The following is a 13,328-nucleotide window of genomic DNA, read 5'->3' as shown; positions in this document are numbered from 1 at the left end:
CAATACGCCCGCGAGCCCTACAACGACTCGCCCGTACATGTGGAACCTTCCGGCCAAAGGGATGTCGCCTGAGACTAGGGCCCTTTTGGCTCACGAGGCGCGTCCATGCTGCCCGGCGTGTCAGACCCGATCCAGTGAAGCCATCCGCTCGATCGCCTCGGTGAGGATCTGCGGTGAGGTGGCAAAGTTGAGCCGTGCGAAACCGCGGCCTGTCTCCGGTCCGTAGTTGGTGCCGCTGGACAGGCCCACCTTCGCTTCACGCCGCCACACGGCGGCCGGATCGTCGCCCAATCCAGTTGCACGACAGTCCAACCAAGCCAGATACGTGGCAGCCGGCGGTGTGTACCGAATAGTCGGAAGATGCTCGGCGATCAGCGCCTCGAGCAATCGGCGATTGGCGTCCAGCTCGCGGTTCAGCCGACCGAGCCAGTCACGTCCCTCGGTGAATGCCGCAACATGGGCGATGATCCCGAAGTGGCTTGCGGCGTGTGTGTGCACCTCGTGCAGTTGTGCGAACGCTGCCTCCGATCCGGCGACGACGGCGGCCGCCTTCAGCGCAGCAAGGTTCCATGCCTTCGACGCCGACAGCACGGCGAACCCGCGCTGCCCACGGTCCACTGACAGGTACGGGGTGTACGAGCCGTGGTGCACCAACGGTGCGTGGATCTCGTCCGAGACGACCGTCACATCGTGCTCGGCGGCCAGTGCCGCCAGCCGGGTGAGTTCGTCAGCGGTGTGGACGGTGCCGGTCGGGTTCTGAGGGTTGGACAGCAGGTAGGCGCTTCGGCGGCCACGCGCTTGTTCGAAAGCGGCACCGAGCGCCTCGAAGTCCAGCCGACCGGCGGAATCCAACGGTGCGTCGAGAGGCCGGCGACCGAGCATGTCGACGAACCCGTGGAAGGAGTCGTAACAGGGGGAGGACACGACGATCGAGCCGTCGACATCCGTCACCTCGCGCATGACCTCGGCGACGCCGACCATGACGTCCGCGACGACTGTGGTCCGTGCGGTGTCGATCGACCACTGCCAGGTGTCGGCGGCGTACGCGGCGACGGCGTCGGCGTACCGCGGTCCCCAGCCGTACCCGGTGTCGCCGCGACGCATGGCGGCGGTGATGGCCTCCACCACCGCCCCGCACGGCTCGGCGTCCATCTCGGCAACCCACAACGGCAGGACGTCGGGTTCGAACGCGACCCACTTCACGCTGGTGCGATGACGGCGTGCCTGCTCCGGTGTGCTTGTGAGGATCTCGTAGTCCATGTGGCGAGCCTACGAGCGCGGTCCGGAGCAACGGTCCCGGCGGGTGGGTCATAGGCTGACGCCCGTGACGACGAGCAACGGCCAGCAGGTCAACTGCCGGATCTGGCACGACGGCGAACTGATCGCCGAGACCGTCCACCGCAGCGAGATCATCGAAGCGCTGCACGAGCCCGACCGGCTTGCCTGGATCGATTTCGTCGATGCGCACCCTGCCGACCTCGCCGAACTGATCGACGCACTGCGGTTGCCGCCGACCGAGATCGAGGACGCATTCGCCCCCAACGAGCGTCCCAAGGTGACTCGTCACGGTGACCATCTGTTCTTCACCGCGAACACGGCGAAGTTGATCGGGCCACTGGGGGACAGCACCGAGGATCGGCTGCAGATCAAACGCATCTCCGGCTTCGTCCTGCCGGCAGCGCTGGTCACCTTCCGTAGATCCGACTTCGACATGGCGCCCGTGCTGCACGCCTGGGACCAGAACCCCGATCTGCTCAAATTCGGTCCGCGCGCTCTGGTTTACGGGCTGATGGACACGATCGTCGACGGGCACTTCGCCACGATCCAGCAACTCGACGACGACATCGAGTCGCTCGAGGACGTGTTGTTCGACCAGGACCGCACCGGTCACACATTCCAGCGGCAGGTGTACTCGTTACGTAAAGAACTGGTCGCGCTGCGCCGGGTCGTGCTGCCGATGCGTGAGGTGGTCAACGGGCTGCTGCGTCACGGCGGACGCACCAACACCGAACTCGACGGCTGGTACGACGACCTGTACGACCACATCCTGCGGGCCGGAGAGTGGACCGAATCGCTGCGTGACATGGTGATTTCGCTGTTCGAGACCAACCTGTCGTTGCAGGACGCACGGCTGAACACGACGATGCGCAAGCTCGCTGCCTGGGCTGCCATCATCGCCGTACCGACCGCCATCACCGGATGGTTCGGCCAGAACGTCCCTTACCCCGGGTTCTCCCAACCGGTCGGAGTCTGGGGGAGCACCATCGCGATCGCCGTGGGGTCGGCACTCATGTGGTGGTCGTTCCGCCGGCGCGGCTGGCTCTGAACACGCGGCTCAGAAATCGAAACAGCCGGCGTCGCAACCGTCGCAGCCGTCCAGGCAACCGGTTGCTTCGTCGAAGATCCCGGACGCCGAATCGGTGAATGCCTCGAAGGCGCCGCTGATGTCCATCAGACCGGCACCGGACACGTCCATTGCGGAGCCGGCGTCGATCAGTGCGCCGATGCCATCGGCAGCGAGCCCGGTCATCTCGCTCATCGCGTACCAGGCCCACGGGTCCATGGCGAACGCACCGGCGACGTCCAGGCCGTCCTGGACGTACGAACTGCGGATGGCCTCGCCGACGACCTTCGCCCAGCGATCGGCCAGTCCGAAGACGATCGCGAACGGCAGGTACCGGGTGAACAGCCCGATGGCTTCCTCGTGTCTGATCTGGTCTGCTTCGGCGGTGGCCAGGTACTTCTCGAAGCCGAGAGTCTGGATCCGTGCCGCCGTACCCGCCGCCGTCCGTGGGCTTCGCCCCGGACCGGTGAACAGCAGCAGTAGGGCAGAGATCAGAATCGCTCCGGGTATCGCGAACGGCACGAAGCTGTTGTGGCGTTCCCACGCGTCGTACGCGCCGAGGGCCAGCAACGCGGCGACGAACACCAGCAGCACGCCGAAAACTGCGGTCCACCGAGCACGCGAACGAGGATGCTTGCGATACCACCCACGATCGATCATCTCGCGGTAGAGATCGATCTGCGCTTCCCTCAACGTGAACCCGAGGTTGACCTTCAGATCGGACATTCGCACGGTGGAACCGTGGGCGAAAACAGCAGTGAGCATGCGACGCTCGGCGGGCGAAAGGCGGTGGTCGGCCGGCTGCTGCGGGTTCTTGACGAAGAGCCAGTCCTTCGGCTTCGCCGTGCCGGCCGGTGGGTGCGGCGCCGTGCTCGTCGCGGTGTTCGGCTGAGGCAGTGGCGCGGCGTCGGGGGTCTGCATCGGTTCGATCGCGAAGAAACCCCGAAGCGAGAGGTCTACCAGCATGGCGGCCAGGTCGCGTCCGTCCACCTTGCCGTCGACGATCGTTCCAGCGACCGCGGGCCCGATGCCGGCCGGGGGAGTGAACGACACGGCGACCGTGCCCTTCCACTGCTGCCCGCCGCGGACGCGACGTGAACCGACGCGTTGTTCCGGGGACGGGAACAAGCCGGGTGTCAGACCGACGAACTCCTGGTCACGGCGCCGCCATCGCAACCAGGCGACGATGACGACCGAGATCGCGAGTATGGCTGCAGCGACCGCCAGCCAGGTGATCTCCAATTCGGTCACGATTGCCAACCTCCACCGACGTACGCTCGCCCCATGACTTTCTCGACCCTAAGGCGAGCTGCGCTCTCGGCCGTCGCGGACCCGCTGGATGTGGAGAACTGATGGGACGGCGTACCGACCGCCGACGGATGACACAGGTGTCCTTCGCGGATGAGCAGATCAGCACCCGGACGCGCGCGCAGACGGTCGCCGTGGAGGAGCCGCTGGAGATCCGGGTCGCAGGGACGAGCCTCACTGTGACGATGCGACTGCCGGGCGACGACATGGAACTGGTGCACGGCCTGCTGCTCGGCGAGGGCCTGATCCACCACCGGGACGACCTCCTCGTCGCCCGTTACTGCGCCGACACCGACACCATGAATGTCATCGACGTGACGCTCGCCGAAGGCCCCCGGCCGCTGCCGATCAACGCGCAACGGACGCTGGTGATGCACGGTGGCTGCGGACTGTGCGGTAAAGCCAGCATCGACGCGGTCACCGCCAGTGTCGGTGCGATTGAGATCCGTGGCGAGGTCGACGTCCGGGTGGTGCGTTCACTGCCACAGAAGCTCACGGAGGAGCAGCAGACCTTCGGTCGGACCGGGGGCACCCACGCGGCCGGACTGTTCACTGCGGCCGGCGAGACCGTGGTGGTCCGCGAGGATGTCGGGCGGCACAACGCGGTCGACAAGGTGCTGGGGTGGGCGTTGATCAACGATCGCGATGTGACCGACGACGTCCTCATGGTGTCGTCGCGAGCCTCGTTCGAGATCGTGCAGAAGGCCGCGATGGCCGGCGTCGGCATACTCAGTTGTGTGTCGGCGCCTTCCCAGCTGGCCATCGACGCAGCGGCGGAGACCGGAGTGACGCTGATCGCGTTCAACCGCGGCGAGCGACTCACGATCTGCTCTCACCCGGAGCGCGTGCTCATCCCGAGCTCGCCGGTTCACCAGGCCTGAGCAGGCCGCGCCGGTGCGGCGGCATAGGCTCTGCGCGTGACCACGGCCGAGGTGAGCAACCGCATCTGGACAGTGCCCAACGCACTGTCGCTGCTGCGACTGCTCGGCGTCCCGCTGTTCTTCTGGCTGATCCTCGCCGAGTACGACTGGTGGGCGCTGGCAGTGCTCATGATCGCGGGCTTCACCGACTACCTCGACGGCAAACTCGCTCGGATGCTCGGTCAGACCTCCAAGCTCGGCCAGATGCTCGACCCGGCGGCCGACCGGCTCTACATCCTCGCGACGATCCTCGCGCTCGCCATGCGCGACATCATTCCGTGGTGGCTGGTGTGGATCCTGCTCGCACGCGAACTGTTCATCCTGTGCCTGGGTCCGATCCTGCAGCGACACCGACTGCCGCTGCCCCCGGTGTCATTCATCGGCAAATCGGCCACCTTCAACCTCATCTACGCCTTCCCGTTGGTGCTGCTCGGGGAGCAGGCCGGCGCGGTCGGTGACGTGGCGCGTCCGCTCGGTTGGGCGTTCGTCTGGTGGGGAACCGCGCTGTACTGGGTGGCGGGAATCATGTACGCGGTCCAGGTGCGTCAGATGGTGCGCGACAGCCGCGATGCGCCACAATCGGCGCGGTCATGATCAAGCTCAAATTGCCCGAACTCGCTACCGGCGAGCCCGCGCCACCGCGCGACCCGGCTGCGTCGATGAGCCTGATCAACGACGTCATCCGCCATCCGTTGGATCCCTCGTACGAGGCAGAGGCCGCCAAACGGCGGGCGTCGGGCGCGCACTCGCGTCCGATGAATCGCTCGCCGTTGCTGATCCTGACGATGATCCTCATCGGGTTCGGGCTCGCGACCAGCGCCATGGCCCTGCGCGTGCCACTCGGCGTCGCGGAGAAGCAGCACGATGAACTTGTCACCCGCATCAACGCCGGCCAGAAGCTGATCGACCAACGCTCGGGCACGGTCAAGACGCTCAACGCCGATATCGCTCGGCTGCAGGAGTCGGCCCTCCAGCGCGGTAACCGCACCGGCACCACCGACGACCTGCGCGAGGCCGAGGCGATCGCCGGAGCGGTCGCCGTCAAGGGCTCGGGCTTCGTGCTGACCGTGAGCGACGCCAAGAATGCCGGAACGGATGCACAAGGGGATCCGCGTACATCCGGTTCCGACACCGGACGCGTGACCTCCAGCGACCTGCAGATCGTGGTCAACGGTCTGTGGCAGGCGGGTGCGGAGGCCATCTCGATCAACGGTCAACGGATCACCTCACTCACCGCCGTCCGCTTCGCCGGCCAGGCGATCCTGGTCAATTTCCGGCCGCTGGTGCCGCCCTACGCGATCTCGGTGATCGGCCCTGGCAGCATCAAGGCCAATTTCGAGAAAAACGCCGGCGGTAACTACCTGTCCACCCTGGGCAAGGGGGTCGGCATCACCTCGAAGTTCGAGACCGACAAGAGCATCACGATTCCGGCGGCACCGTCGGTCTCGTTGAACCACGCACGTGCATTGAAGGAGAACCAGTGATTCCCGCACTCGGCCTCGTCGCCGGTCTCGTCATCGGCATCGTGCTGTCTCCGGACGTCCCGCTCTGGCTTCAGCCGTACCTGCCGATCGCGGTCATCGCAGCGTTGGACGCGGTTTTCGGGGCAGTCCGTGCGGTGCTCGACGGCATCTTCGACGACAAGGTGTTCGTCGTGTCGTTCTTGTCGAACGTGCTGGTCGCGTCGTTCATCGTCTTCCTCGGTGACCAGCTCGGGGTCGGCTCGCAACTGTCCACGGGCGTCGTGGTCGTCCTCGGACTGCGGATCTTCAGCAACGTCGCCTCCATCCGCCGACACCTCTTCCACGCATGAGCGATCCCGCCGACAAGACACCTGAACCCACCGCGCCAGGTCCGGTCACCAAGCCCTTGCAGGGGTGGGGCCGGCTGGTGCGGATGGGACGTCCCCGCCTGACGAAGGCGAACCTGCTGGCCACTCTGCTCGCGATCCTGCTCGGTTTCGGCATGGTGACGCAGGTGCAGCAGTACCGGGCGTCCGGACTGGAGAACCTGCGCCAGGAGGACCTCGTCACCCTCCTGGACGGGGTCAACCAGCAGAGCGGCAAGCTCGGCACGGAGATCAACCGGTTGACCCGCACTCGCGACTCGCTGCGGGCCGGTGGCGGCGACGCGGCCGCGATCAAGGCCGCCGAGGACCGCCTCGCGGCTCTGGGCATCCTGGCCGGCACGGTTCCCGCCACGGGGCCGGGCATCGAGATGAGGATCCCCGACTCCGAACGCCGGATCCAGCCCAACAACATCCTCGACACCGTCCAGGAGCTGCGCGACGCCGGCGCGGAGGCGATCCAGATCAACGACGTCCGCGTGGTCGCGAGCACCTGGTTCGGGCTGTCGATGGAGGGTCAGCTGATCGTCGACGGCAAGACGATCGCGGCCCCGTACGTCGTGCGCGCCATCGGCGATCCGCACACCGTGTCCACCGCGTTGGCGATCCCCGGAGGTGTCCTGGAGACGTTGCGGCAGTTGGGAATTCCCGCCACAGTGCAGAGGAAGACGTCAATTGCGGTGACCGCATTGCGGCCCGCGAGCGAGCCTGGATACGCTCAGCCGGAAACATCCGAGTAAACCCAGTGCGCTGTCCACAAGGAGCATGATGAGCGACCTCGAGTACCCCGCCGACCTGCGTTACACCAGCGACCACGAGTGGGTGAAGGACCAGGGCAACGGCGTCGTGCGCATCGGCATCACCGCTTTCGCACAGGACGCACTGGGCGACGTCGTCTACGTGAGCCTGCCGGGTGTCGGCGACACCGTCACCGCAGGTGACTCGTGCGGCGAGGTCGAGTCGACGAAGTCGGTGAGCGATCTGTACGCCCCGGTCGAGGGTGAGGTCACGGCGGTCAACGAGCAGTTGGACGCCACGCCGGAGCTGGTCAACTCCGACCCGTACGGTGAGGGCTGGATGTACGAGCTGAGGCTCGCCGACGCTTCGTCCGTGAACGACCTGCAGGACGTCGAGGCGTACAAATCGTCGCTCAACTGAGCACATTCCTTCGATCGATTAGGCTTCGAGGATGAACGATCAGCAGTACCCAGGCAACGGCCAGCCGGCCGGTGACGCCACCGCGCGCTTCACCGTCGGCGGCGACGCTGTCGTGCCGGCGGAGTTCGTCGGCGAGTTGCGTCTTTCGCAGTCCGACCAGGCGATGGTCGATGCGCTGCGCCCGGGCACCGCTTTGCTGATCGCGATGCGTGGCCCCAACGCCGGCGCGCGCTTCCTGCTCGACGACGAAGAGGTCGGCAGCGGACGCCACACCGACAGCGACATCTTTCTCGACGACGTCACCGTGTCTCGCCGCCACGCGGTGTTCCGTCGCGGTGAGCACGGCTACAGCGTGGTCGACGTGGGGTCGCTCAACGGCACCTACGTCAACGGCGACATCACCGACGCAGCCGAGCTGCGCAGTGGCGACGAGGTGCAGATCGGCAAGTTCCGGTTCGTCTACTTCGGCGCGCCCACCGGCGCGTGAACGGGTCGTGACCGACCCCGCCCAGCAGCCGGCACTGTCGATCGGTGCGGTCCTGAAGCAGCTGCAGGACGAGTTCCCCGATCTGTCCCTGTCGAAAGTGCGCTTCCTGGACGCACAGGGCGTGGTCAGCCCGCAGCGTGCGGGCAGCGGGTACCGGCGCTACACCCAGCGAGACGTCGAGCGGCTGCGCTTCGTGCTGCGGTGTCAGCGCGACCGTTTCTGGCCGTTGAAGGTCATCAGGGAAGCCCTGGATGCCTTCGACCGCGGGCTGGAGCCCGCGCCGGTCGAAGGTCGCCCGTCGGTTCCGGCTGTCCAGGATGACTCCTCTGTGCCGAGCGTCGCCGACCTGGTCGGGGGACAGGCGCACGACCTACGCCTGTCCGCGGACGAGGTGTGCTCTGCCACCGGACTCGACCACAAGGCGCTGAACGGGCTGGTCGACTTCGGCCTCCTGAAGCCCGACGCAGACGGCTACTACGACGCGAACGGTCTGCAGATCGCGCGTGCCGCGTCCGCCCTGCTGGCGCACGGCATCGATGCACGTCACCTGCGTCCCTTCCGGTTGGCGGCAGACCGCGAACTCTCTCTCGTGCAGCAATTGACCTTCGGCCCGGGCGACACTCAGCCCGCCGAGGTCGTGCGCGAATGTCTTGCGTTGCACCTTGCTCTCGTCCGAGCGGGCTTGCAGGGGTAGCGTTGACCTCGTGAAACAGGTCGAGGTGATGGGCGTACGGGTCGAGATGCCGACGAACAAGCCGATCGTGATCCTGCGCGAGGCCGACGGCAACCGGTGCGTTCCGATCTGGATCGGTGCGCCCGAAGCTGCGGCGATCGCTCATGTCATGGAGGGTGTGGAACCGCCGCGCCCGCTCACGCATGACCTGCTGCTCAGTGTGATGGAGACGTTGGGCGCCCGCCTGGGGCACGTCGACATCACCTCGATGGACGAAGGCGTCTTCTACGCCGAACTCGTCCTGGCCGACGGCCGCCGCATCGACGCCCGTAGCTCGGACGCCATCGCGCTCGCACTGCGAGCCGAAGCCCCCGTCTACGTCGACGACTCCATCCTCGAGGAGATCGGCGTCGCAATGGAATTCGAGGAAGAGGACGAGGTCGAGAAGTTCCGCGAGTTCCTCGACAACGTCTCGGCCGAGGACTTCGAGGACGCCGGCGAGGAATCCGGCGGACCAGAGGGCGGCAAGGATTAACCATGAAGTACATGTTTAAGGTTCCGGCCGACCTGAAGTTCACCCGCGACACGCCGAGCGACTTCGTTGACGCTCGTGGGGGTCGGTCGTACCTTCAATCCCAGGCACGCGCAGGCGTGCAGTTGACATTCACGAGGAAGAGGTAGCCATGGCACGCGCAGATGTGCAGCCCGAAGGCTCCCGGGCTCCGGCTCCGCTGGAAGCTCCCGTCGTCGACGGCATCGACCTGCCGGACGACGAGCAGCTGGGCTACCGCGGTCCCGCAGCCTGCCGCGCGGCCGGCGTCACCTACCGCCAACTCGACTACTGGGCCCGCACCGGCTTGGTCGAGCCGTCGGTGCGCAACCCGTCCGGATCGGGCAACCACCGGCTCTACAGCTTTCGCGACATCCTGGTGCTCAAGGTCGTCAAGCGGTTGCTCGACACCGGTGTGTCCCTGCAGCAGATCCGTATCGCCGTCGCCGCACTGCGCGACCACGGTGTCGACGATCTGGCCACTATCACCTTGATGTCCGATGGTGCGAGCGTCTACGAGTGCACCTCCGATGACCAGGTCATCGACCTGATGCGCGCCGGCCAGGGCGTCTTCGGTATCGCGCTGGGCTCGGTCTGGCGCGAGGTCGAAGGCTCGCTGTCCGAGTTGCCGTCCGAGCGTCCCGACGCCGAGACGATCGCCGACCATCCCGGTGACGAGCTGCGCGGACGTCGCGAACGTCGCGCGGCGGTCTGAGGATCCTCTCGCCGGACACGTCGAACAACAGCAACCAGCACCGGGCGCCTCGAGCGCCCGGTGCTATTTTGTTGCCCAGCTCACGACACCGGGCGGGAGAGTCCCCCGCCGCAGTGGTGGTGGCGCCGAAGGTGCAATTCTCCCCAGAACCTCTCAGGCCACCGGACCGCCCGGACGAGGCGAATCTGAAGGCAAGCGCCGACAGATGGGGAGGCGAACCCGTACCTCGCCCCGAAGGAAGAGCATGACGCACAGCATGTCGAGTTCGACGCCGGATTTCGTCGGTCGCCACATCGGTCCCTCGCAGGACGAGCTGGAAGAGATGTTGCAGGCCATCGGGTACGCCGACGTGGAGGCTCTGGTCGACAAGGCGATCCCGCAGACGATCCGCATCTCGGACGCGCTGGCGGTCGAGGCCGCCACCAGCGAGGCGGCGGTCATCGCCGAACTCCGCGAGAAGGCGAGCCGCAACTGCGTGCTCACCTCGATGATCGGTCTGGGTTACTACGGCACGCACACGCCGGGCGTCATCCGCCGCAACATCCTGGAGAACCCGGCCTGGTACACGGCGTACACGCCCTACCAGCCCGAGATCTCGCAGGGACGGCTGGAGGCGCTGCTCAACTTCCAGACCGTCGTGGCCGACCTGACGGGTCTGACCACGTCGTCCGCCAGCCTGTTGGACGAGGGCACGGCCGTCGCCGAGGCGATGGCGCTGATGCACCGAGCCACCCGCGCCAAGGACGACTCCGTTCTGCTCATCGACGCACAGGTGCTGCCGCAGTCCATCGCGGTGACCGAGACCAGAGCCGACGCTGTCGGCATCGACGTCGTCGTCGCCGACCTGCGCAAGGTCACGTCCGCGAAGGACCTCGAAGAGTTCGCCGGTGGCCGCAAGGTGTTCGGCGTCGTCGTCCAGTACCCGTCCGCCAACGGCGAGATCGTCGACTGGAGCAACGTGGCCTCCGCCGCGCACGACGCCGGTGCGCTCGTGACGGCTGCGGCCGACCTGCTCGCGCTCACCTTGCTGAAGTCGCCGGGGGAGTGGGGCGCCGACATCGCTGTCGGCACGAGCCAGCGCTTCGGTGTGCCGATGGGCTTCGGTGGCCCGCACGCCGGTTACATGAGCGTGCGCCAAGGTCTCGAACGCAATCTGCCTGGACGCCTGGTCGGAGTCTCTGTCGACGCCGACGGCGCCCAGGCCTTCCGTCTTGCGCTGCAGACCCGCGAACAGCACATCCGCCGCGAAAAGGCGACCAGCAACATCTGCACCGCACAGGTACTGCTCGCCGTGATGGCGTCGATGTACGCCGTCTACCACGGCCCGGACGGGCTGCGCCGCATCGCGCGCTCCGTGCACGGCAAGGCCGTCGGTCTGGCCGCGGCGCTGCGTGCCGGGGGCGTGGAACTGGTCGCCGACAGCTTCTTCGACACCGTCACCGCGGTGGTGAACGGCCGCGCCGACGGTGTCGTCGAGGCAGCCCGTGAGCGCGGTATCAACGTGTGGCGGGTCGACGCCGACCACGTGAGCGTCAGCGTCGACGAGACCACCACCGAGCCCGAACTCGCTGCTGTCTCAGCAGCTTTCGGCGTGAATGCGCCAGTGCCCGCCGATGGTGAGCCGACATGGGCCAGGAGCCTGGTGCGCGAGTCGGAGTTCCTTGAGCACCCGGTGTTCAACACTCACCACAGCGAGACCGAGATGCTGCGCTACTTGCGTGGGCTCGCCGATCGCGACTACGCGCTCGACCGCGGGATGATCCCGCTCGGTTCGTGCACCATGAAGCTCAACGCCACCACCGAGATGGAGGCGGTCACCTGGCCGGAGTTCGCGAACCTGCACCCGTTCGCGCCGGCCGAGCAGACCGAGGGCATCCGTGAACTCATCGACGAGCTGGAGCAGTGGCTGTGTGCCATCACCGGGTACGACTCGGTGTCGCTGCAGCCCAACGCCGGATCGCAGGGTGAGTTCGCCGGTCTGCTGGCGATCCACGCCTACCACGAGGCCAACGGCAACGGGCATCGCAATGTCTGCCTGATCCCGGCGTCCGCGCACGGCACCAATGCCGCATCCGCCGCGATGGCCGGGCTGAAGGTCGTCGTCGTCAAGACCGCACCGACGGGTGAGGTCGACATGGACGACTTGAAGATGAAGCTCAAGCAGCACGGCGAGAACCTCGCCGCGATCATGGTGACCTACCCCTCGACACACGGCGTGTACGAGGACACCATCACCGAACTGTGTGACCTCGTGCACGAGGCGGGTGGTCAGGTCTACGTGGACGGCGCCAACCTCAATGCGCTCGTCGGTCTCGCGCAACCGGGTGTGTTCGGCGGCGATGTCTCCCACCTGAACCTCCACAAGACCTTCTGCATCCCGCACGGTGGTGGCGGCCCGGGCGTCGGTCCGGTCGCGGTGCGCTCACACCTCGCGCCGTACCTGCCCAACCACCCACTGTCCTCGCACGCCGGACCCGACACCGGTGTGGGTCCGATCTCGGCTGCACCGTTCGGGTCGGCGTCCATCCTGCCGATCTCGTGGGCCTACGTCCGGTTGATGGGTGGGGCCGGTCTGACCGACGCCACCAACGCGGCGGTCGTCAACGCGAACTACGTCGCGAGCCGTCTGAACGAGCACTACCCGGTGCTCTACACCGGCGAGGGCGACCTCGTCGCGCACGAGTGCATCCTGGATCTGCGTAGCCTCACGAAGGACTCCGGCATCACCGTCGACGACGTCGCCAAGCGACTGATCGACTACGGCTTCCACGCGCCGACGATGTCGTTCCCGGTCGCGGGCACGCTGATGGTCGAACCGACCGAGTCCGAGAGCAAATTCGAACTCGACCGGTTCTGTGATGCGATGATCGCGATCCGACGCGAGATCCAGGACGTCATGGACGGCACGATCGCCGCCGAGGACAGTGTGCTGCGCAACGCGCCGCACACGGCCATCAGCCTCGCCGGCGAATGGGACTACAAGTACTCGCGCAAGGACGCCGCCTACCCCGAAGGTGTCGACCCGATGCGCAAGTACTGGGCTCCGGTCCGTCGTATCGACGGTGCCTACGGTGACCGCAACCTGATCTGTTCCTGCCCGGCGCCGGAGGCGTACGAGGACTGATCAGCGCACAGCCACAGCCGGTGGCGGGTCGCAGCGAAATGTTGTGACCCGCCATTTGTTGTTCCCCCGAGTACGGCCAACTCGGCACCCGCAGCGTCGTCGAGCACTTCAACGACGAGCGCGCCGACGTCGACGAGCGCGGCTCCCCCCTCGGGCTCGTGACGAAATGCGAAGGGCGCCGGCACAGACGTGTGCCGGCGCCC

Annotated in this window: 14 protein-coding genes and 1 riboswitch; of the genes, 12 read left to right on the top strand and 2 right to left on the bottom strand. The window is 66.7% G+C overall.

Annotated features, from left to right (window positions below; translation table 11 throughout):
• Positions 1–120 precede the first annotated feature (120 nt).
• Entirely contained in the window at positions 121–1,260 is a 1,140-nt protein-coding gene (locus EU513_RS00275; RefSeq protein WP_129623868.1) for a MalY/PatB family protein, read from the bottom strand.
• A gap of 64 nt (positions 1,261–1,324) precedes the next feature.
• On the opposite strand from EU513_RS00275, the gene EU513_RS00270 reads away from it, so the two are divergent.
• Entirely contained in the window at positions 1,325–2,326 is a 1,002-nt protein-coding gene (locus EU513_RS00270; protein WP_240795854.1) for a magnesium transporter CorA family protein, read from the top strand.
• A 9-nt stretch (positions 2,327–2,335) separates the two neighbouring features.
• Here the strand turns inward: EU513_RS00270 and EU513_RS00265 are convergent, their stop codons facing one another.
• Positions 2,336–3,595 (bottom strand): DUF2207 domain-containing protein, encoded by a 1,260-nt coding sequence (locus EU513_RS00265; protein ID WP_168990070.1) that lies wholly within the window; start codon positions 3,593–3,595, stop codon positions 2,336–2,338.
• Between the two features lie 101 nt (positions 3,596–3,696).
• Between EU513_RS00265 and fdhD the strand changes: the two genes are divergently transcribed.
• The 11 genes from fdhD (at position 3,697) to gcvP (ending at position 13,125) form a co-directional block, all read left to right on the top strand.
• Positions 3,697–4,533 (top strand): formate dehydrogenase accessory sulfurtransferase FdhD, encoded by an 837-nt coding sequence (gene fdhD / locus EU513_RS00260; RefSeq protein WP_129623865.1) that lies wholly within the window; start codon positions 3,697–3,699, stop codon positions 4,531–4,533.
• A 36-nt stretch (positions 4,534–4,569) separates the two neighbouring features.
• The gene (locus EU513_RS00255; protein ID WP_205744612.1) at positions 4,570–5,166 is read left to right on the top strand and encodes a CDP-alcohol phosphatidyltransferase family protein; all 597 of its coding nucleotides are present in this window, start codon (positions 4,570–4,572) and stop codon (positions 5,164–5,166) included.
• Positions 5,163–6,056: a DUF881 domain-containing protein gene (locus EU513_RS00250; RefSeq protein ID WP_129623863.1), complete on the top strand. Its 894-nt coding sequence runs from the start codon at positions 5,163–5,165 to the stop codon at positions 6,054–6,056. Before EU513_RS00255 ends, EU513_RS00250 begins: the two co-directional genes overlap by 4 nt.
• Positions 6,053–6,385, top strand: coding sequence for a small basic family protein (locus EU513_RS00245; RefSeq protein ID WP_129623862.1), 333 nt, complete (start codon positions 6,053–6,055; stop codon positions 6,383–6,385). The genes EU513_RS00250 and EU513_RS00245 overlap by 4 nt, the downstream gene beginning before the upstream one ends.
• Complete coding sequence (locus EU513_RS00240; protein WP_129623861.1) at positions 6,382–7,158, top strand: DUF881 domain-containing protein; 777 nt, start codon at positions 6,382–6,384, stop codon at positions 7,156–7,158. The genes EU513_RS00245 and EU513_RS00240 overlap by 4 nt, the downstream gene beginning before the upstream one ends.
• Positions 7,159–7,186: 28 nt before the next feature.
• On the top strand, positions 7,187–7,576 hold the full coding sequence (gene gcvH / locus EU513_RS00235; RefSeq protein WP_129623860.1) for a glycine cleavage system protein GcvH: 390 nt from the start codon (positions 7,187–7,189) through the stop codon (positions 7,574–7,576).
• Positions 7,577–7,607: 31 nt separating this feature from the next.
• On the top strand, positions 7,608–8,063 hold the full coding sequence (locus tag EU513_RS00230) for an FHA domain-containing protein (RefSeq protein ID WP_129623859.1): 456 nt from the start codon (positions 7,608–7,610) through the stop codon (positions 8,061–8,063).
• A 7-nt stretch (positions 8,064–8,070) separates the two neighbouring features.
• Positions 8,071–8,757 carry a MerR family transcriptional regulator gene (locus EU513_RS00225; RefSeq protein ID WP_129623858.1) on the top strand — a complete coding sequence of 229 codons (687 nt, stop codon included), beginning with the start codon at positions 8,071–8,073 and terminating at the stop codon, positions 8,755–8,757.
• Positions 8,758–8,767: 10 nt separating this feature from the next.
• Positions 8,768–9,271: a bifunctional nuclease family protein gene (locus EU513_RS00220; RefSeq protein ID WP_129623857.1), complete on the top strand. Its 504-nt coding sequence runs from the start codon at positions 8,768–8,770 to the stop codon at positions 9,269–9,271.
• A gap of 148 nt (positions 9,272–9,419) precedes the next feature.
• Positions 9,420–10,001 carry a MerR family transcriptional regulator gene (locus EU513_RS00215; RefSeq protein WP_129623856.1) on the top strand — a complete coding sequence of 194 codons (582 nt, stop codon included), beginning with the start codon at positions 9,420–9,422 and terminating at the stop codon, positions 9,999–10,001.
• An 83-nt stretch (positions 10,002–10,084) separates the two neighbouring features.
• Positions 10,085–10,180: riboswitch (glycine riboswitch) on the top strand.
• Positions 10,181–10,245: 65 nt separating this feature from the next.
• Entirely contained in the window at positions 10,246–13,125 is a 2,880-nt protein-coding gene (gcvP, locus tag EU513_RS00210) for an aminomethyl-transferring glycine dehydrogenase (RefSeq protein WP_240795853.1), read from the top strand.
• The last annotated feature ends 203 nt before the right edge of the window (positions 13,126–13,328 follow it).

Source organism: Yimella sp. RIT 621 (assembly GCF_004146205.1).
GTDB lineage: Bacteria > Actinomycetota > Actinomycetes > Actinomycetales > Dermatophilaceae > Yimella > Yimella lutea.
Note: the sequence above shows the minus strand (reverse complement) of the source record. Positions and strands in the feature narration are given on the sequence as shown.